Origin of the sequence: Streptomyces sp. M41(2017), assembly GCF_002078175.1 — a bacterium.
Lineage (GTDB): Bacteria > Actinomycetota > Actinomycetes > Streptomycetales > Streptomycetaceae > Streptomyces.
On record NZ_MWFK01000001.1, the window covers coordinates 622,263 to 640,851 of the forward strand.

The window sequence follows — 18,589 nt, forward strand, 5'->3', positions numbered from 1 at the left end:
GTCCGACGATAGGGGGTGGTGCACCATCCAGCGCCCGCCGATCACCCAGCCGTCGACGATCCCGAGAGACCCCGCGTGCTCATACGACTCCTGCGGACCCACCTCAGTCCGTACAAGAAACCCATCGCCCTTCTGGTGCTGCTGCAGTTCCTGCAGACCTGCGCCACGCTCTACCTGCCCACGCTGAACGCGCACATCATCGACAACGGTGTCGTGAAGGGGGACACGGACTACATCCTGTCCTTCGGCGCCCTGATGATCGGCATCTCGCTGGCTCAGGTCGTCTGCAACATCGGAGCCGTCTACTACGGCGCCCGCACGGCGTCCGCGGTCGGCCGGGACGTCCGGGCCGCCGTCTTCGACCGCGTCCAGTCCTTCTCCGCCCGTGAGATGGGTCACTTCGGGGCGCCCTCGCTGATCACCCGCACCACCAATGACGTCCAGCAGGTGCAGATGCTCGCACTGATGACGTTCACCCTCCTGGTGTCGGCCCCGATCATGTGTGTGGGCGGCATCATCCTGGCCCTCGGCCTCGACGTGCCGCTGTCCGCGGTGCTCATCGCCGTGGTGCCGACCCTCGGCATCTGCGTCACGCTCATCGTGCGCCGGCTGCGCCCCCTCTTCCGCACGATGCAGGTGCGCCTGGACACCGTGAACCGGGTGCTGCGCGAGCAGATCACCGGCAACCGGGTGATCCGCGCGTTCGTCCGCGACGGTTACGAGAAGGAGCGCTTCAAGGGCGCCAACACCGAGCTCACCGAGACGTCGCTGGCCACCGGCCGGATGCTCGCGCTGATGTTCCCGATCGTCATGACGGTGGTGAACCTGTCGTCCATCGCGGTCGTCTGGTTCGGCGCCCACCGCATCGACAGCGGCGGCATGCAGATCGGCGACCTCACCGCGTTCCTCGCCTATCTGATGCAGATCGTCATGTCCGTGATGATGGCCACCTTCATGTTCATGATGGTGCCGCGCGCGGAGGTCTGCGCCGAACGCATCCAGGAGGTCCTGGGCACGGACAGCAGCGTCGTCCCGCCCCTCGCGCCCGTCCTGGAGCTGCGCCGCCACGGCCACCTGGAGCTCCGCGGCGCGGGCTTCCGCTACCCGGGCGCCGAGGAGCCGGTCCTGAAGTCCGTCGACCTCGTGGCGCGCCCCGGGGAGATCACCGCCGTCATCGGCTCGACGGGCAGCGGCAAGTCGACGCTGCTCGGCCTGGTCCCGCGGCTGTTCGACGCCACCGACGGCGAGGTCCTCGTCGACGGCGTCGACGTGGCGACGATCGGCCCGAAGCTGCTGGCCAGAACGGTCGGACTGGTCCCGCAGAAGCCGTACCTGTTCGCCGGGACGGTCGCCACCAACCTGCGCTACGGCAACCCCGACGCGACCGACGAGGAGCTGTGGCACGCGCTGGACGTCGCACAGGCCAAGGGCTTCGTCGAGCGCCTCGAAGGCGGCCTGGACGCGCCGATCGCCCAGGGCGGCACCAACGTGTCGGGCGGCCAGCGCCAGCGCCTGGCCATCGCCCGCACCCTCGTGCAGCGCCCCGAGATCTACCTCTTCGACGACTCCTTCTCGGCCCTCGACTACGCGACCGACGCGGCCCTGCGCGCGGCGCTCGCCGAGGAGACCGCCGAGGCCACCGTGGTGATCGTCGCCCAGCGGGTGTCGACCATCCGCGACGCCGACCGGATCGTGGTCCTCGACGAGGGCCGGGTCGTCGGCACCGGACGCCATCACGAACTGATGGCCGACAACGAGACCTACCGGGAGATCGTCCTCTCCCAGCTGACGGAAGCGGAGGCCGCCTGATGGCCGGGCCGATGGGGCGCATGATGGCCGGGAGCGGCCCGGACCAGCGCTCGATGGAATTCAAGGTGTCGGGCCGCAGGCTGCTCACCCAGTTCAAGCCCGAGCGCGCCACCCTGTACGTCATGCTGGTCGCCGTCGTCCTCAGCGTCGGCCTGTCGGTGGTCGGCCCGAAGATCCTCGGCCGGGCCACCGACCTGGTCTTCGCGGGCATCGTCGGCCGGCAGATGCCGGCCGGCGCCACCAAGGCCGAGTCCCTGGACTCGCTGCGCGCGCACGGCCAGGGTGCCGTCGCCGACATGCTCAAGAGCACGGACTTCACCCCCGGCGAGGGCATCGACTTCCACGCCGTCGGCAACGTCCTGCTGCTCGCGATCTGTACGTTCCTGCTGGCCGGCCTGCTGATGGCGGTCGCGACGCGGCTGGTGAACCGGTCCGTCAACAGGACCGTCTTCCGGATGCGCGAGGACCTCCAGGCGAAGCTGTCGCGACTGCCGCTGTCGTACTTCGACAAGCGGCAGCGCGGTGAGGTCCTCAGCCGGGCCACGAACGACATGGACAACATCCAGCAGACCCTCCAGCAGTCGATGGGCCAGCTCGTCAACTCGCTGCTCACCATCGTGGGCGTGCTCGCGATGATGTTCTGGGTGTCGCCGCTGCTCGCGCTCGTCGCGCTGGTCACGGTGCCGCTGTCGTTCGTCGTGGCGACCCGGATCGGCAAGCGCTCGCAGCCGCACTTCGTGCAGCAGTGGCGCACCACGGGCAAGCTCAACGCCCACATCGAGGAGATGTACACCGGCCACAACCTGGTGAAGGTGTTCGGACGGGCCGACGAGTCGGCCGCGCAGTTCGCCGAGCAGAACGAGAAGCTCTACCAGGCCGGGTTCAAGGCCCAGTTCAACAGCGGGATCATGCAGCCGCTGATGATGTTCGTCTCGAACCTGAACTACGTGCTGGTCGCGGTGGTCGGCGGACTGCGCGTCGCCTCCGGCACGCTGTCGATCGGTGACGTGCAGGCCTTCGTCCAGTACTCCCGCCAGTTCTCGATGCCGCTGACGCAGGTCGCGTCGATGGCGAACCTGGTGCAGTCGGGCGTGGCGTCGGCGGAGCGGGTCTTCGAGATCCTCGACGCGGACGAGCAGCAGGCGGACCCGGCGGTCTCGGCCGGCCCCGCCGAACTGCGCGGGCGCGTGGCGCTGGAGCACGTGTCGTTCCGCTACGACCCGGAGAAGCCGCTCATCGAGGACCTCTCGCTGACGGTGGAGCCGGGCCAGACGGTGGCCATCGTCGGCCCGACCGGGGCCGGCAAGACCACCCTGGTGAACCTGTTGATGCGGTTCTACGACGTCACGGGCGGCCGCATCACCCTCGACGGGGTCGACGTGGCGTCCATCTCCCGTGACGAACTGCGGGCCGCCATCGGCATGGTGCTCCAGGACACCTGGCTGTTCGGGGGCACGATCGCCGACAACATCGCGTACGGCGCCGCGCGGGAGGTCACCCGCGGGGAGATCGAGGAGGCGGCGCGCGCCGCGCACGCCGACCGGTTCGTCCGTACGCTGCCCGACGGCTACGACACGGTGATCGACGACGAGGGATCGGGCGTCAGCGCGGGTGAGAAGCAGTTGATCACCATCGCCCGGGCCTTCCTGTCGGACCCGGTCATCCTGGTGCTCGACGAGGCGACCAGCTCCGTGGACACCCGGACCGAGGTGCTGATCCAGAAGGCGATGGCGAAGCTGGCGCACGGCCGGACGTCGTTCGTGATCGCCCACCGTCTGTCGACGATCCGGGACGCCGACACGATCCTCGTGATGGAGGACGGCGCGATCGTCGAACAGGGCGCGCACGCCGAGCTGCTGGAGTCCGGCGGCGCCTACGCCCGCCTCTACCAGGCCCAGTTCGCCCAGGCGGTCGCCGAGGTCGACTAGCAGACGGCCGCTGTCCCTGGACCCCGCTGTAGCTCTTTCAGCCGCTCCGGCTTCGAGGAGCGGGGGGTCCGGGGGCGGCGCCGCCTGCCGGGGGCGGGTCAGTCCAGATAGCCCCGGAGCTGGTCCGCGAAGGCGTGGTCCCGCAGCTTGTTGAGGGTCTTGGACTCGATCTGCCGGATGCGTTCGCGCGTGACGCCGAAGATGCGGCCTATCTCCTCCAGGGTCCGCGGCCGCCCGTCCGCCAGCCCGTACCGCAGTTGCACGACCTTCCGTTCCCGCTCCCCCAGCGTCGACAGCACCGCCTCCAGGTGCTGCCTGAGCAGCAGGAACGCGGCGGACTCGACCGGTGAGGCGGCGTCGCCGTCCTCGATGAGGTCGCCGAGGGCGACGTCGTCCTCCTCCCCCACGGGCGCGTGCAGGGACACCGGTTCCTGGGCCAGCCGCAGCACCTCGCTGACCCGCTCGCCGGTCAGGTCGAGATGGGCGGCGACCTCTTCGGGACTGGGTTCGTAGCCGCGCTCCTGGAGCATCCGCCGCTGCACCCGGACCACCCGGTTGATCAGCTCGACCACGTGCACGGGGACGCGGATGGTGCGTGCCTGGTCGGCGAGGGCGCGGGACATGGCCTGCCGGATCCACCAGGTGGCGTACGTGGAGAACTTGTAGCCGCGGGCGTAGTCGAACTTCTCGACCGCCCGGATGAGCCCGAGGTTGCCTTCCTGGACCAGGTCGAGCATGGTCAGCCCGCGCCCCACGTACCGCTTGGCCACCGAGACCACGAGCCGCAGGTTCGCCTCGATGAGCCGGCGCTTGGCCATCCGGCCCATGACGACGATCTTGTCGAGGTCGAGGGCGAGCTGGCTGTCCAGGTCCGGGGCGAGGCGGAGTTTCTCCTCCGCGAAGAGCCCGGCCTCGACGCGGCGGGCGAGCTCCACCTCCTCCGCCGCGGTGAGCAGCGGGATCCGCCCGATCTCGCGCAGATACTGGCGGAACAGGTCCGACGAGGGGCCGCCGGTGTCGGCGGCACGGCCTCGCGGCACTTCGGCGGGCTCCTCGGCCTCGGTCTCCACTTCCGCCTCTGCCCCGGCGTTCTGCGGCGGCCCGTCCGGGTCGGCCTCGGGATGGTGGGCGGCACGGCTCTGCGCGGGTACCGCCGCGACGACGTCGGCGTCCGCGTCCGTGACGGTGGTGTTGTCGGTCTCGGCGAGGGTCTGGGTCTGCACGGGGGCGACCTCCAGGAATGTCGCTGCTGAGTCGTGCGGCAGCGGTACGTCCGGGATGGGCTCGACGGCCTCGCCGCCGTCCATCCCGTAGTCGTTTGGCGGAACCGCGGGAAAAGGGAACCCGTCGCGTGCGGGTCGGCCGCGCTCCGAGGACTCAGGCACCGGAACCCAGTGTGGAGTACGACACATCGCCGCCACGAGGGGCGTGCGGTGACTTTTTGCGTCCGGTCCGTGACCGCCTGGTGACCGTTCCGGACGAGTGCGCAGTTCAGCGGAGCCGAAAGCGGTGGGAGACGGTCCGGGATTGGCATGTGCCGGGCCCCCGCGGACGCGTCCCGCCGTCCGCGCGCCCCGCCGCGACCCCGCGCACCACCCCGGCCCCGCGAGCCCGGGCCGTCCTCAGAGGGCTTCGGCGCCCTTCTCGCGCAGTGCCTGCCCGTACTGCTGGAGGACCCACAACTCGTTCTGCACGGCGGCCAGCTGAGCCGGGTCGCCGCCCGCGCTGAGCCGGGACAGGGAGCCCTGGACCTCCCGGATGCGGCGGTCGACGGCGCGGCGGCGGACCGCGACGAGCTGGTCGCCCGCGTACGTCTCGTCGACCGTCTTGCGCAGGATCGCCTCGACCGCCAGTTCCGTGACCATGGCCCGTACGGCGTCGTCCGGGGCGGCGTCGCGGACGCGGATCAGGTACTCCTGGGGGTCCTGCACGCCGTGGTCGGCGCCGCCCGCGTCCATGACGGCCTGGCGCACCGCGGCGTACGGGGGTGCGGTGAACTCGTCGATGCCGTACGCGTCGAACGCCGGGGCGACCAGTTCGGGGCGCTGCAGGGCGAGTTTGAGCAGCTCGCGCTCGGTGGCGAAGACGGGGTTGCGCAGGGTGAGGGCCGGGCCGCCGTTCGTCGGGGCCTGGGCGGCGGTGTACGTCTGCTGGGCGCGGTTCCCGGCGGGCGCGGGTCCTCTGCCGCCGCGGTCGCGTGCCCAACGGGCCAGCTGCGCCACCCGCTTGACGACGAACTGGGTGTCGAGGATGCCGAGCATGCCGGCGAGCTGTACGGCCACCTCGTGCTGGGCGCCGCTGTTCTTGATGCGGGCGACGATCGGGGCGGCCTCGTCGAGGGCGGCGGCGCGGCCGGCCGGGGTCTCCAGGTCGTAGCGCAGGACGATCTGGCGCAGCGCGAACTCGAAGAGCGGTGTGCGCGGTTCGACGAGGTCGGCGACGGCCTCGTCGCCCTTGGCGAGACGCAGCTCGCAGGGGTCCATGCCGTCCGGGGCGATGGCGATGTACGTCTCGGCGGCGAACTTCTGGTCGTCCTCGAAGGCGCGCAGGGCAGCCTTCTGGCCGGCCGCGTCGCCGTCGAAGGTGAAGATCACCCGGGCCGAGCCGTTGTCCATGAGGAGGCGGCGGAGGATCTTGATGTGGTCGGTGCCGAACGCGGTGCCGCAGGTCGCGATGGCGGTGGTGATGCCGGCCATGTGGCAGGCCATGACGTCGGTGTACCCCTCGACGACGACCGCCCGGCTGCTCTTGGCGATGTCCTTCTTGGCGAGGTCGATGCCGTACAGCACCTGGGACTTCTTGTAGATCGCCGTGTCGGGCGTGTTCAGGTACTTCGGGCCGTTGTCGGACTCGTAGAGCTTGCGCGCGCCGAAGCCGACGACCTCGCCGCCGATGTCGCGGATGGGCCACATGAGGCGGCCGCGGAAGCGGTCGATGGGGCCGCGGCGGCCCTCCTGGGAGAGGCCGGAGAGGACCAGCTCCTTGTCGGTGAAGCCCTTGCCGCGCAGATGGCGGGTGAGGTGGTCCCAGCCCTGGGGGCTGTAGCCGACGCCGAAGTGGGCGGCGGCGGCCTGGTCGAACCCGCGCTCGGCGAGGAACGTGCGGCCGGTGTCGGCCTCGGGGCTGGTGCCGAGCTGCTCGATGTAGAACTGGGCGGCGGCCTTGTGCGCCTCGACCAGGCGGATCCGCTCGCCGCGCTGGTGGGAGGGGTTGTACCCGCCCTCCTCGTAGCGCAGGGTGATGCCGGCCTGGCCGGCGAGGCGCTCCACCGATTCGGAGAAGGTGAGGTGGTCGACCTTCATCACGAACGTGATGGTGTCGCCGCCCTCCTGGCAGCCGAAGCAGTGGAAGAGGCCCTTGCTGGGGCTGACCTGGAACGACGGTGACTTCTCGTCGTGGAAGGGGCACAGGCCCTTCAGGTTCCCGCCGCCCGCGTTGCGCAGCTGGAGGTACTCGGACACCACGGCGTCGATCGGGACCGCGTCCCGAACCGCCTTCACGTCCTCGTCGTTGATCCTGCCGGCCACGTGGTGATTCTACGGGGCCGGACGGACACTCCCGGGGCGAGGTGAGGGACGCCGTGCCGGGGTCCGGGGGAACTGCTCCGGACCCCGGCACGGGAGGGGTGGGGCGGCGGGTGCCGCCGTGCGTCAGGGGAGCAGGCCGTCCAGGGGGACGTGCGGGTCGGCGAGCGCGTCGGCGTCCACCTGGATCCGGGACCGGACGAGCTGCTGGATCGGGTCCGTGACATCCCACACGTTCACGTTCATCCCGGCGAGCACCCTGCCCTCCTTCAGCCAGAAGGCGATGAACTCCCGCTTGCCGGCGTCGCCGCGGATCACCACCTGGTCGTACGTCCCCGGGGGCGCCCAGCCCGAGTACTCCATGCCGACGTCGTACTGGTCGGAGAAGAAGTAGGGCACCCGGTCGTACGGCGTGCCGCGGCCCAGCATGGAGCGGGCGGCGGCCGGTCCGCCGTTCAGGGCGTTGGCCCAGTGCTCGACGCGCAGCCGGGTGTCGAACAGGGGGTGGTGGAAGGAGGCGACGTCGCCGGCGGCGTACACGTCGGGGTCGGAGGTGCGCAGCATCTCGTCGACCGCGATGCCCCCGCCGTGCTCACGGCCCGCGAGGTCCAGGCCCGCGGCCTCGGCGAGGCCGGTGCGCGGGGCGGCGCCGATGGCGGCGAGGACGTCGTGCGCGGGGTGCTCCTCGCCGTCGTCGGTGCGGGCGGCCAGCACCATGCCGTCCTGGCCGATGATCTCGGTGAGCCGGGCGCCGAAGTGGAACCGCACGCCGTGCTCGCGGTGCAGCTCGGCGAAGACCTGGCCCAGTTCGGGGCCGAGCACGCTGTGCAGCGGGGTCGCCCCGGGTTCGACGACGGTGACCTCGGCGCCGTATTCGCGGGCCGCCGCGGCGATCTCCAGGCCGATCCAGCCGGCTCCGGCGATGACGATGTGGCCGTTGTCCCGGCCGAGGGCGGCGAGGACTCCCTTGAGCCGCTCGGCGTGGGCGAGGCGGCGCAGGTGGTGCACGCCGGCGAGGTCGGTGCCCGGGATGTCGAGGCGGCGCGGCTCGGAGCCCGTGACGACGAGGAGCTTGTCGTAGTGGACGAGGGTGCCGTCGTCCCCGAAGCGGACGGTCCTGGCCTCGCGGTCGATCGCGTCGACGGTCTGGCCGAGGTGCAGCTCGATGTCGTTGCGCGCGTACCAGGCGGGTTCGTGGACGAAGACGCTGTCGCGTTCCTCCTTGCCGAGGAGGTAGCCCTTGGACAGCGGCGGACGCTCGTAGGGGTGGTCGCGTTCGTCGCAGATCAGTATCACGCGTCCGGTGAAGCCCTCCGCTCGGAGCGTCTCGGCCGCCTTGGCGCCTGCCAGGCCTCCTCCGACGATGACGAATGTCTGATCCGCGTCGACCACTTGATGCCTCCTCGTAAGGATGTCGCCATATGCGAGAGTCCCGCACGGAGCGTGATGCGGGAAGGGGGAGTGGCCCGATCAGGCCACGCAGGGTCACACTCCGGCGCCTCCATGGGAACGCGTGGTGAGCCTGAGGTGCAGGGAACGCGCCGAGGCATCCGTGAGGGATGCGATCTGGTCGACGATCACCCGCTTGCGCGCGCGGTCGTCGGCCGCGTGCTCGAACAGGGCGCGGAACTGCGGATCGAGCACCTCGGGCGCGCGGGCGGTGAGCGCCTCGGCGAGTTCGGCGACGACGATCCGCTGGTCGGCGCGGAGCCGCTCCTGTTCGGCGCGCTGCATGACGTACCGGTCGGCGACCGCCTTGAGGACGGCGCACTCGTGGCGGGCGGCGCGGGGGACGACCAGCTCCGCCGCGTACCGGGTGAGGCGGCCGCTGCCGTGGCGGGCGCGGGTGGCGCCCTCGGCCGCCAGGCAGAACCGGCCGATGAGCTGGCTGGTGGCGTCCTTCAGGCGGGCCTGGGCGACGGCCGATCCGTCGTACCGGTGCGGCCACCACTCCTGGGCGAGGAGCCGGTCGAGCGCTTCGGCCAGCTCGTCCGGTGCGGTGTCCGCGGGCACGTACCGGCCGATGGCGACGGCGAAGATCTCCGCGCGCTCGGGCCCGGACGTCAGACTCGCGGGGTCGATGTGGCCGGCGTGCAGGCCGTCCTCGACATCGTGCACCGAGTAGGCCACGTCGTCGGACCAGTCCATCACCTGGGCCTCGAAGCAGGTCCGGGTGCCGGGGGCGCCCCGGCGGATCCAGTCGAAGACCGGCCGGTCGTCCTCGTAGACCCCGAACTTGGGTGACGCGGGGTCGGTGGGGCAGGCGCCTCTGGGCCACGGGTACTTGGTGGCGGCGTCGAGGGCGGCCCGGGTGAGGTTGAGGCCCACGCTGACGAGGTCCTCGTCGGCGTCGGCGGGCGCCGAGGCGACCATGTCGCTGCGCACGAAGCGCTTGGGCTCGATCCGGGTGAGCAGGCGCAGCGACTGGGCGTTGCCCTCGAACCCGCCGCAGTCCTCGGCGAATTCGTTGAGCGCCTGTTCGCCGTTGTGCCCGAAGGGCGGGTGGCCGAGGTCGTGCGAGAGGCAGGCCGCCTCGACCAGGTCGGGGTCGCAGCCGAGGGCGGCCCCGAGGTCGCGGCCGACCTGCGCGCACTCCAGGGAGTGGGTCAGCCGGGTGCGGGGGCTGGCGTCCCACACCTGGATGGGGATCTCCGTGCCGCGGGCGGAGCCGAGGACCTGGGGCAGGGTGCCGGGGGTGACGACCTGGGTCTTGCCGGCGAGGCGGCGCAGGGCGGCCGAGTGCAGTACGCGGGCGCGGTCGCGCTGGAAGGCGGTGCGGCCGGGGTGTTTGTCGGGCTCGACGGCCCGGCGCTCGACGGCGGACACGTCGTACTCGTCGTGGGCGGCGGGGTTCTCGGGGGCCTTCGGTGCGGGTGCTGCTGCGTGCGGTTCCATGCCTTCCATGCACCGACAGTAGACGCAGCCGGTGACAGGCGGGGTGCCCGGCACCGGCGGCGACGGGCACGGAAGGGCCGGGAACCGCCGGGGTCAGGCGGGGGTGAGGGTGCGTTCCGGGGCGGGTTCGGGAGTCGCGAGCGCCTGGTCGTAGCGGTGCAGGACGAGACGGACCATCGCCGGGTGGTCGCCGAGGGGTTCGGCGCGGATCCACGGGCCGGCCTCGGCGCACCGGGAGGCGAGCCGGCCCGGGGCGGTGAAGTGGGAGGCGACGGCGACGCGGTGGCGGCCCCGGGCGGCGAGGGCGCGCAGGGCGGCCGGGACGGTCGGGGCGGCGCCGGAGGCGTACGCGGGGACGACGGGCACGCCGAGCCGTTCGGCGAGCAGGAGGGCCGTGCGGCGGGTGTCGGCGGCGGACTCCACGAGCCGGGAACCGGCGGAGGCGAGGACGACGGCGCCGGTGCGCCGGGCCGCGTCGCTCATCCCGGCAGGCCACCCGGCCTCCACGAGCCGGTCGTGGAGGGTCTCGACGAGCAGCGGGTGCGGGCCGAGCGGAGCGGCGACGCGGACGGGCGGGCCGGGGGCGGCGGCCGCCGCCCGGGGCAGGTCGCGCCGGACGTGGTGGCCGCGGCCGAGCAGCAGCGGGACGAGAACGGCGCCGGCGCCCTGTCCGCCGCCGAGCGAGGCGAGCGTGCCGGAGAGCGGCGGGTCGCCCACGTCGATGTGGCCGAGGCGCACGGTCAGGTGCGGGCGCAGTTCGCGGACGCGTTCGGCCAGGGCGCGGACGGTGCTCAGCGCGCGCGGGTCCCGGCTGCCGTGGGCGGCCAGCACGAGCGGGGGCGGCGCGGGACGGCGGGTGCCGTTGAGCGAGACCAGGCTGAGCTGGCTGCCGAGCTGACTGGTGATCCGGTTCATCAGCTGCGCCGTGGTGTCGAGCTGACCGTCGAACCGGTCGGCGCGCGGCGGCTCCACGGAGCGGGCCGGGGACTCGTCTCGTTCTGGGTGCGACGCCGTCATGGGGGCGATCCTCGCGGTAGGAGGTTGCCGGGCCGTTGCACGGGCATGTCGGGCGTTTTCCGGCGGTTCACCGCACGGTACTCCTGCCGGACGACCGGCTCCCACCTGCGGTTCCCGCGTCACGGGTGACAGCACTCACGACGCCCCGGCGAACCGAACGGGCTTGCGTCGCGTCCTCCTGTGTCGAACACGTACGTGAGGATCGGCGTCCGTCGGACCCGGCCGCGGGACCCGGCCCGCACCCACGCGCGACGTCACCTGGGGGACATCGACCATGCCGCGACTGCCGCGTATGCCGCGCCCGAAGCGTCCGGTCCTGCGCCGGCCGCGCCCGCTCCGGCTGCTGCGCGCGGTACGCCTGCCGCGGACCCGGCCGGGCCGACGACGGGCGGTGCAGGCGCTGATGGTGCTGTGCGTGCTGGCCCTCCTCCCGATGACGTGGATGTACGTGACGACGGGCGACCGGCTGCGGACGACGGCGGACGCCCCGCGCACCGCGGTGGCGGTCGTCTTCGGCGCGGGTCTGTGGGACGGCGAGCCGTCGCCGTATCTCGCGCACCGGCTGGACGCGGCCGCGAAGCTGTACCGGGCGGGCCGGATCGAGGTCGTGCTCGTCACCGGCGACAACAGCCGCGAGGACTACGACGAGCCGGACGCGATGCGCGCCTATCTCACCGCGCACGGGGTGCCGGACCGGCGGATCGTCAGCGACTACGCCGGCTTCGACACCTGGGACTCGTGCGTCCGGGCGCGCAGGATCTTCGGCGTGCGCGAGGCGGTCCTGATCAGTCAGGGTTTCCACATCCGCCGGGCCGTCGCCCTGTGCCGGGCGGCGGGCGTCCGCTCGTACGGGATCGGTGTCGACGCCAAGCACGACGCGACCTGGTACTACGGCGGCACCCGGGAGATCTTCGCGGCGGGCAAGGCCGCCCTGGACGCGGTGTTCCGGCCGGACCCGCGGTTCCTCGGCCGCAAGGAGCACGGGGTGGCCCGGGCACTGGCGGCGGGCCGGTAGACGTCGCTGCGCGCGTACGTCCCGCGCCGCTCACCCCTGGACGCCCGGGGGTGAGCGGCGCGGGACGTCAGTCGCCGCCCGCGGTGTCCGCGGCGGGCGCCGACGGCCGCCCGTCCGGCCGCTTCGGCGGGGAGGCGGTCCGTGGGCCCGGGGAGGCGTCCGGCTTCGGGTCGGCGGAGCAGGAGTTGAGGCCGATGCCCAGGGCGGCGCCGACGGCCGCGCCGCCGAGCGCGAGGACACGTCGCCTGGTGAGGTCGCGGTCGGTCATGGCCGGACCCTAGAGGGCGCCGCGCGCGGGCGGGCAGGGGCGCACGGGCCGGCCACCCGCACGGGTGCACCCGGTACCGGCGGCGGTGGCTCAGCCGGGGCCGGGTGCGGGCGCGTCCGCCGTCGTGCCGTGCCACTCCCCGCTCGCGATCGGGCGTCCGGCCGCCCGCAGGCGCGCGGCGACGGAGGGTGCCGCGACGTAGACCCAGGCGCGGACGGCCGTGCCGTCGGCGAGGACGGCGTCGCGTGCCACCCGCTCGTACAGGTTGCGCGGATCGCCCGGTACGTACTCCTCCAACGCGTCGAGTTCCGCGAGGAGTTGCTCGTACACGGCGGGCAGTGCGGTCACGAGGTCGCCGGTCGCCGTGCCGCCCGCCTCCTCGACGGCGTACGGGTATCCGGGCCCCGGGTGGAGCACGAGCCCCGGCATCCGTGCGGGCTGCTCGGAGCCGGTCCGGCCACGCAGGAACAGGTCGTGGTTGCGCTCGCCGGGGCGCAGGGTGCCGTAGACGAAGAAGGGCGGTCCCGTTCCGTTCACGGGGTCGTCTCCCGCGCCACCCACCACAGGTAGTCCGCCCCGCCCGCGACGACCGGGGTCGCGATGATCTCGGGCGTCTCGTAGGCATGGGCCTCGCGGAGGTACGCCTCCAGGGCGGGGTAGCGGACCTCGGTCGTCTTGAAGTGGATCTGCCACTCGGCGGCCGTCTCGACCGCGCCCTCCCACCGGTAGACGGAGGTGACCGGTCCCGAGACCTGCGCGCAGGCCGCGACGCGCGCGGCGACCGCGCCACGGGCCAACTCCCCCGCCCTCTCGGCCGAGTCGATGGTGGTCAGAACGGCCAGGCAGGCCGGCGTCTCCATGGTCGTCTCCATTCGTGGGGGTACGGAAACGATTCTCGCCGCATCCCGCGTCCACCGCGGAGGCGCTATGGACATGACATGTCATGAACCCTTAAATCTGAGGCAGCTGTGCGGCGCCTCCGAGGCGGCTGTGCGGCACCTCCCCCACGCGCCCTCCCCCAGGGCCTTCCCAAGGAGACCGATGAGTCGGACACGGCACATCCGAGGTTCCTCTCTCGCCGCCGCGGGCGCCGCCGCGGCCGCGGCGGCCCTGCTGGCCGCCGCGCTCGCGCCCACCGCGCACGCCGACGCCCGCCCCACCAGGGCCGCCGCCGTCACGAACGCGGCCGCCGCGCTCGTGGACCACGCCACCGGCCTGGGCCTCACCCCCGCGCAGGACACCTCCGTCCGGGACGTCGTCGTGGACCGGGACGGCACCCAGCACGTCCGCTACGACCGGACGTACCGTCACCTGCCGGTCCTCGGAGGTGACTTCGTGGTGCACCTGGCTCCGGGAGGCACGTACCGCGGCGCCGACCGGGCGACCACGAGGGCCGTCTCCCTGAGCAACGTCACCCCGGCGCTGTCCGCGCCGAAGGCCGCCGACCTCGCCGCGTCGGCCCTGCGCGCCGCCAACCCCGGCGAGGCGCTGCGCAAGGTGACGGCCAGGCCGCAGCTCGTCGTCGACGCCCTGCACGGGACACCGAGGCTCGCCTGGCGCACCACCGTGGTGGCCCAGGACAGTCTCGGCAATCCGGTCGCCCGCCTGGTCCTCACCGACGCCCGCACCGGCTCCCGGATCGACGCCTGGGACACCATCGAGACGGCCACCGGGGACGGCAAGTCGCTGTACAGCGGCACCGTTTCACTGGAGACGACCGCGTCCGGGTCGACGAACCAGCTCAAGGACCCGACGCGCGGGAACACGTACACCGGGGACGCGGCGAACAAGACGGACCTGTGCATCTTCGGGATCTGCATCAGCCGGGCGCCCGCGACGCTGTTCACCGACGCGGACAACCACTGGGGCACCGGCGCGGCGGCGGACCGCGCGTCCGCGGCGGTGGACGCGCAGTACGGCACCGACGAGACCTGGGACTACTACAAGAACGTGCACGGCAGGAACGGCATAGCCGGCGACGGCAAGGGCTCCTACAACCGCGTGCACTACGGGAACAACTACAACAACGCCTTCTGGGACGACAGTTGCTTCTGCATGACGTACGGGGACGGTGACGGCACGACGTTCGGGCCGCTGGTCGCGCTCGACGTCGCGGGGCACGAGATGTCGCACGGCGTCACCTCGAAGACCGCCGCGCTGACCTACTCGGGCGAGTCCGGCGGCCTGAACGAGGCGACCTCCGACATCTTCGGCACCATGGTCGAGTGGTACGCGAACAACGCGGCGGACCCCGGTGACTACCTGATCGGTGAGAAGATCGTCCGTTCCGGCTTCGGCAAGCCCGCCCTGCGCTTCATGGACAAGCCCTCCAAGGACGGCAACTCGGCCGACTGCTGGAGCAGTTCGGTCGGCGGCCTCGACGTCCACTACTCCTCCGGCGTCGCCAACCACTTCGCCTACCTCCTCGCGGAGGGCAGCGGGGCCAGGACGGTGGGCGGCGTCGACTACGACTCCCCCACCTGCAACGGCTCGACGGTGTCCGGCATCGGGCACGACAAGGTGGGCAGGATCTGGTACCGCGCGCTGACGGTCTACATGACGTCGTCGACGAAGTACGCGGGCGCCCGCACCGCCACGCTGAACGCGGCCAAGGACCTGTACGGCGCGGGCAGCACGGAGTACAACGCCGTGGCGGCCGCCTGGTCCGCGGTCTCGGTCGCCTGACCTCTCCGCCTCCGGGAATCCCGCCCACCGTGGGCAGGCGGCACCAACGCCCGTCTGCCCACTCCCCGTTCCCCGCCGGCCATGCTCACCTCGCGCACCTCACCCCGCGTACGGCCGTCGCTTCCGCGCGTCCCTCAACGCCCGTGCCCACCAAGCCAGTTGATCGAGCATCGTGTTCGCCGCGGCGGCGGGTCCGGCGGGATCGCGCGGGTGGCCGGCCTCGTCGAAGGCGGCGCCCGCGCCGTGGAAGGACACGGTGTCCCGCACGGTGACGGCGTGCAGCTCCGCGAAGACCTGCCGCAGGTGCTCGACGGCCCGCAGGCCTCCGGAGACGCCCCCGTAGGACACCAGGGCGACGGGCTTGGCCCGCCACTCGCCGTAGTGCCAGTCGACGAGGTTCTTCAGGCCCGCGGGGAAGGAGTGGTTGTACTCGGGGGTGAGGACCACGAAGGCGTCCGCGTCGGCGAGGGCGGGCGTCACCTTCGCCAGCTCGGCGGCCACCGCGGGCGACGGTGAGGACGACAGGGCGGTCGGGAGGTCGACGGAGGCGACGTCGAGGACCTCGGGGAGGAAGTCGTCCCGTTCGGCGATCCGGTCGAGCAGCCAGCCGGCGACGACGGGACCGAACCGGCCCTCGCGATTGCTGCCGATGACCACGGCGACCCGTACGGGCGGCTCGACCGCCGGTCCCGGCGCGGCGGCCTCGGCCCGGGACCGGGCCGACGGCTCCGCGGCCGACGGCTCCGCGGCCGACGCGGGAACGACTGAGGGAACGACTGAGGGAACGACTGAGGCGGCTGTGGTTGTCTTCATGCCGCACAGCCTCTTACCTCAACCATTCTTGAGGTCAAGCGTCCGCACCGGCCCGTCGCCGGCGACCGGACCGCCGCGCCGGCGCCACGGCATACGCCGGGACGGCCCGCTCCCGAACCGCCGGTCACCCGTTCACACCCCCGGCGCCGCACCCTTCGGGTTCTCCTCGCGACACGCCAGGCGGACGCCGGTGACCTGCTGGAACAGCGGCGCTTCCGCCCGCCCGGCGGAGCCGTCCGGCACCCGTTCACCTCATTTCTGACGATCCATCAGAGAGCGGACCGGTGCCGGTGCCACTTACCTCGGTAGAGCAGGGGCACGACCGACGCAGCGGCACTTGGGGGTGTCGCGGGCCGGGCCCCCTCGGAGGAGCTAGCACGATGCGACGTACCGCCCGGATGCTGACCGGTACCGCGCTCGCCGTCGCCGCCGCGGGTCTGGCCGCCGCGCCCGTGTACGGAGAGGACGGCGGGAGCCTGGAGGTGTTCCCGTCCACGGTCGTCCCGGGCGCCGACGTCACCGTCAACACGTCGGCCTGCGCCGGGGACGGCACCGCGACGGGCGACGCGGACGCAGTGGGCGCCGGCACCTTCACCCTCGCGGCGAGCGCGCACGAGGAGGAGGCGATCGGCCAGTTCCGGGTGCCGCCGAGCGCGCAGCCGGGAACGTACGAGATCGTCGCGAAGTGCGCCGACGGCCGGCTGGTCACCGGCGACCTGATCGTGACACTGACCTCGACGCGCGAGCAGGTCCAGCCGCGCGGCCATGTGAACACCGGTGTCGGCGGCGCGTTGGGCCCCGACCCCGTCCAGACCGCGGCGGGAGTGGCGGCGCTGGCCGTCGCCGCCGCGGGCGGTACCTGGCTCCTGCATCGCCGGGCGAGAGGCGACGGGATCTGACGGACACCCTCCGCCGTCCGTCCGCCGGTTACCGCCGTCCCCTCCCCCTCCGTGGCCCGACGCCCCTCGCGGCACGGAGGGGGAAGGGGACCGATCGCGTCCCCTCCCCGCCGTCGGGCCCGGCCGGCCCCGGCCCCGGAGAGGACCCTGTGAGGAGGCTCGTGTGCGCCGGGTCAGCAACATCGCCATAGCGTCGGTCACCGTGTTCGCCCTGTGCTCGGGCGCCTGGCTGCTGCGCAGCGGCTCCGAGGCCCATCCGCCGCCGCAGCCGTCGGCGGCCGAGGCGGGGACCGGCGGGGACCGCGCTCCGTCCGCCGCGCCGGCGCTGCCGCACTCCCCGCCGGACCGCATCCGCATCCCCGCGATCGGGGTGGACGCCCCGCTCATGGGCCTCGGTCTCACTCCGCAGGGCAGCCTGGACGTGCCGCCCGCGGAGAGGAAGAACCTCGCCGGCTGGTACGAGTCGGGCACCTCGCCCGGCGAGCGCGGCACGGCGATCGTCGCCGGGCACGTCGACAACGCCGAGGGGCCCGCCGTCTTCTACGACCTGGGCGCCGTCCGCAAGGGCGGCACGGTCGAGGTGGACCGGCTCGACGGCAGCACGGCGGTGTTCACGGTCGACGCGGTCGAGGTGTACGACGCGCGGGCCTTCCCCGACGCCAAGGTGTACGGCGCGGCCCGCCGGCCGGAGCTGCGGGTCATCACCTGCGGCGGCGGCTACTCCCGGGCGACGGGCTACCAGGGCAACGTGGTCGTCTTCGCCCATCTCACGGGCAGCCGCTGAGGGGTGGGCCGGACAACGGGACGGCGCCGCGGGACGCGTCCCGGCCCACGTGTCCGCCCGCGCGTGCCGGGTGGCCGAGGGCCTCAGGCCAGCCACTGCTCGTACGCGAGGTTCGCGACCAGCGCGAAGACGACGGTCAGGAGTACGACGCGGACGAAACCGCTGCCCTTCTTGAGCGCGGTCCGTGCGCCGACCATGCCGCCGGCGAGGTTGAACACGGCCATCAGGGCGGCGAGTTCCCAGAAGACGGTGCCCTTCCACGCGAAGGTGGCGAGGGCGCCCGCGTTGGTGCAGCAGTTGACGATCTTGGCGGTGGCGGAGGCGGTCACCAGGTCGAGGTGGAGCAGCGCGGTCAGGGCGAGCACGAGGAACGTGCCGGTGCCGGGGCCGATGAGCCCGTCGTAGAAGCCGATGCCGAGGCCCGCGAGGCCGATCGCGGCGAGGACGCGGCGCGCGGAGACCGGGGTGGTCGCCGGCGCGGTGCCGAACGCCGGCCGCACGATCACGAAGACGCCGACGGCGAGCAGCACGACCATGACGACCGGCTTCAGCACCTCGGTGCTCAAGCCCGCCGCGACGAACGCGCCGGCCGTGGAACCGGCGAGCGCGGCCAGCCCGATGCGGACCGCGAGCCGTACGTCGACGGGTGCCTTGCGCGCGTACGTCACCGCGGCGCCCGTCGTACCGACGATCGCCACCGCCTTGTTGGTGCCGAGCGCGTACGCGGCGGAGGTGCCGGCGGGCAGGCCCAGCAGCATGGCGGGCAGCAGGAGCAGGCCCCCGCCGCCGACCACGGCGTCGATCCAGCCGGCCGCCAGGGCGGCGGCGCAGAGTACGAGGACCGTGGTCAGCGATATGTCGGGCATGATCGCGACCCTATGGACGCGGTGCGTGTGCCGTCCATGGATCTCGGCAGGCTTGAGCGAGTTCTGAGGTTCGGACCAGCGGCTTT

16 protein-coding genes are annotated in these 18,589 nt (G+C 72.7%); 6 read left to right on the forward strand and 10 right to left on the reverse strand.

The features are described from left to right. Positions 1 to 75 precede the first annotated feature (75 nt). Together B0675_RS02890 and B0675_RS02895 are read left to right on the forward strand one after the other, a co-directional pair. Positions 76 to 1,809, forward strand: coding sequence for an ABC transporter ATP-binding protein (locus B0675_RS02890; RefSeq protein ID WP_081217148.1), 1,734 nt, complete (start codon positions 76 to 78; stop codon positions 1,807 to 1,809). Continuing rightward, entirely contained in the window at positions 1,809 to 3,737 is a 1,929-nt protein-coding gene (locus B0675_RS02895) for an ABC transporter ATP-binding protein (protein ID WP_081217149.1), read from the forward strand. The genes B0675_RS02890 and B0675_RS02895 overlap by 1 nt, the downstream gene beginning before the upstream one ends. 98 nt (positions 3,738 to 3,835) lie before the next feature. Here the strand turns inward: B0675_RS02895 and B0675_RS02900 are convergent, their stop codons facing one another. The 5 genes from B0675_RS02900 to B0675_RS02920 form a co-directional block, all read right to left on the reverse strand. Next, on the reverse strand, positions 3,836 to 5,122 hold the full coding sequence (locus B0675_RS02900; protein WP_081217150.1) for an RNA polymerase sigma factor: 1,287 nt from the start codon (positions 5,120 to 5,122) through the stop codon (positions 3,836 to 3,838). A gap of 237 nt (positions 5,123 to 5,359) precedes the next feature. Then, a complete protein-coding gene (dnaG, locus tag B0675_RS02905; RefSeq protein ID WP_081217151.1) occupies positions 5,360 to 7,264 on the reverse strand; it encodes a DNA primase in 1,905 nt (634 codons plus the stop codon). 123 nt (positions 7,265 to 7,387) lie between these two features. Next, positions 7,388 to 8,653, reverse strand: a complete 1,266-nt coding sequence (locus B0675_RS02910) for an FAD-dependent oxidoreductase (protein ID WP_081217152.1) — start codon at positions 8,651 to 8,653, stop codon at positions 7,388 to 7,390. Positions 8,654 to 8,746: 93 nt separating this feature from the next. Continuing rightward, the gene (locus tag B0675_RS02915; RefSeq protein ID WP_081217153.1) at positions 8,747 to 10,165 is read right to left on the reverse strand and encodes a deoxyguanosinetriphosphate triphosphohydrolase; all 1,419 of its coding nucleotides are present in this window, start codon (positions 10,163 to 10,165) and stop codon (positions 8,747 to 8,749) included. Positions 10,166 to 10,249: 84 nt separating this feature from the next. Next, the gene (locus B0675_RS02920; protein WP_081217154.1) at positions 10,250 to 11,173 is read right to left on the reverse strand and encodes a CbiX/SirB N-terminal domain-containing protein; all 924 of its coding nucleotides are present in this window, start codon (positions 11,171 to 11,173) and stop codon (positions 10,250 to 10,252) included. A 292-nt stretch (positions 11,174 to 11,465) separates the two neighbouring features. On the opposite strand from B0675_RS02920, the gene B0675_RS02925 reads away from it, so the two are divergent. Beyond that, on the forward strand, positions 11,466 to 12,188 hold the full coding sequence (locus tag B0675_RS02925; RefSeq protein WP_081217155.1) for an ElyC/SanA/YdcF family protein: 723 nt from the start codon (positions 11,466 to 11,468) through the stop codon (positions 12,186 to 12,188). A 67-nt stretch (positions 12,189 to 12,255) separates the two neighbouring features. Here B0675_RS02925 and B0675_RS02930 read toward each other — a convergent pair whose 3' ends face one another. The 3 genes from B0675_RS02930 to cutA form a co-directional block, all read right to left on the reverse strand. Next, positions 12,256 to 12,456 carry a twin-arginine translocation signal domain-containing protein gene (locus B0675_RS02930; RefSeq protein ID WP_107482548.1) on the reverse strand — a complete coding sequence of 67 codons (201 nt, stop codon included), beginning with the start codon at positions 12,454 to 12,456 and terminating at the stop codon, positions 12,256 to 12,258. A 90-nt stretch (positions 12,457 to 12,546) separates the two neighbouring features. Next, positions 12,547 to 12,993 (reverse strand): gamma-glutamylcyclotransferase family protein, encoded by a 447-nt coding sequence (locus tag B0675_RS40370; RefSeq protein WP_107482549.1) that lies wholly within the window; start codon positions 12,991 to 12,993, stop codon positions 12,547 to 12,549. After that, on the reverse strand, positions 12,990 to 13,316 hold the full coding sequence (gene cutA, locus B0675_RS40375) for a divalent-cation tolerance protein CutA (protein ID WP_107482550.1): 327 nt from the start codon (positions 13,314 to 13,316) through the stop codon (positions 12,990 to 12,992). The genes B0675_RS40370 and cutA overlap by 4 nt, the downstream gene beginning before the upstream one ends. 181 nt (positions 13,317 to 13,497) lie before the next feature. Here cutA and B0675_RS02940 point away from each other — a divergent pair, with 181 nt between their 5' ends. Next, the gene (locus tag B0675_RS02940; RefSeq protein WP_081217158.1) at positions 13,498 to 15,141 is read left to right on the forward strand and encodes a M4 family metallopeptidase; all 1,644 of its coding nucleotides are present in this window, start codon (positions 13,498 to 13,500) and stop codon (positions 15,139 to 15,141) included. A gap of 99 nt (positions 15,142 to 15,240) precedes the next feature. Here the strand turns inward: B0675_RS02940 and B0675_RS02945 are convergent, their stop codons facing one another. Then, complete coding sequence (locus B0675_RS02945) at positions 15,241 to 15,954, reverse strand: NAD(P)H-dependent oxidoreductase (protein WP_081217159.1); 714 nt, start codon at positions 15,952 to 15,954, stop codon at positions 15,241 to 15,243. 380 nt (positions 15,955 to 16,334) lie between these two features. Here B0675_RS02945 and B0675_RS02950 point away from each other — a divergent pair, with 380 nt between their 5' ends. Continuing rightward, entirely contained in the window at positions 16,335 to 16,853 is a 519-nt protein-coding gene (locus B0675_RS02950) for a hypothetical protein (RefSeq protein WP_081217160.1), read from the forward strand. A 163-nt stretch (positions 16,854 to 17,016) separates the two neighbouring features. Beyond that, positions 17,017 to 17,637 (forward strand): class F sortase, encoded by a 621-nt coding sequence (locus tag B0675_RS02955; protein ID WP_081217161.1) that lies wholly within the window; start codon positions 17,017 to 17,019, stop codon positions 17,635 to 17,637. 83 nt (positions 17,638 to 17,720) lie between these two features. Here B0675_RS02955 and B0675_RS02960 read toward each other — a convergent pair whose 3' ends face one another. Then, positions 17,721 to 18,503 (reverse strand): TSUP family transporter, encoded by a 783-nt coding sequence (locus B0675_RS02960; RefSeq protein ID WP_081217162.1) that lies wholly within the window; start codon positions 18,501 to 18,503, stop codon positions 17,721 to 17,723. Positions 18,504 to 18,589 lie beyond the last annotated feature (86 nt).

Bases quoted from the DNA above. Each gene is read 5' to 3' on its own strand.
- cutA (WP_107482550.1), bottom strand. From the start codon at position 13,316: ATGGAGACGCCGGCCTGCCTGGCCGTTCTGACCACCATCGACTCGGCC.
- B0675_RS02960 (WP_081217162.1), bottom strand. From the start codon at position 18,503: ATGCCCGACATATCGCTGACCACGGTCCTCGTACTCTGCGCCGCCGCC.
- B0675_RS02945 (WP_081217159.1), bottom strand. From the start codon at position 15,954: ATGAAGACAACCACAGCCGCCTCAGTCGTTCCCTCAGTCGTTCCCTCA.
- B0675_RS02895 (WP_081217149.1), top strand. From the start codon at position 1,809: ATGGCCGGGCCGATGGGGCGCATGATGGCCGGGAGCGGCCCGGACCAG.
- B0675_RS02940 (WP_081217158.1), top strand. From the start codon at position 13,498: ATGAGTCGGACACGGCACATCCGAGGTTCCTCTCTCGCCGCCGCGGGC.
- B0675_RS02915 (WP_081217153.1), bottom strand. From the start codon at position 10,165: ATGGAAGGCATGGAACCGCACGCAGCAGCACCCGCACCGAAGGCCCCC.
- B0675_RS02930 (WP_107482548.1), bottom strand. From the start codon at position 12,456: ATGACCGACCGCGACCTCACCAGGCGACGTGTCCTCGCGCTCGGCGGC.
- B0675_RS02950 (WP_081217160.1), top strand. From the start codon at position 16,335: ATGCGACGTACCGCCCGGATGCTGACCGGTACCGCGCTCGCCGTCGCC.
- B0675_RS02925 (WP_081217155.1), top strand. From the start codon at position 11,466: ATGCCGCGCCCGAAGCGTCCGGTCCTGCGCCGGCCGCGCCCGCTCCGG.
- B0675_RS02920 (WP_081217154.1), bottom strand. From the start codon at position 11,173: ATGACGGCGTCGCACCCAGAACGAGACGAGTCCCCGGCCCGCTCCGTG.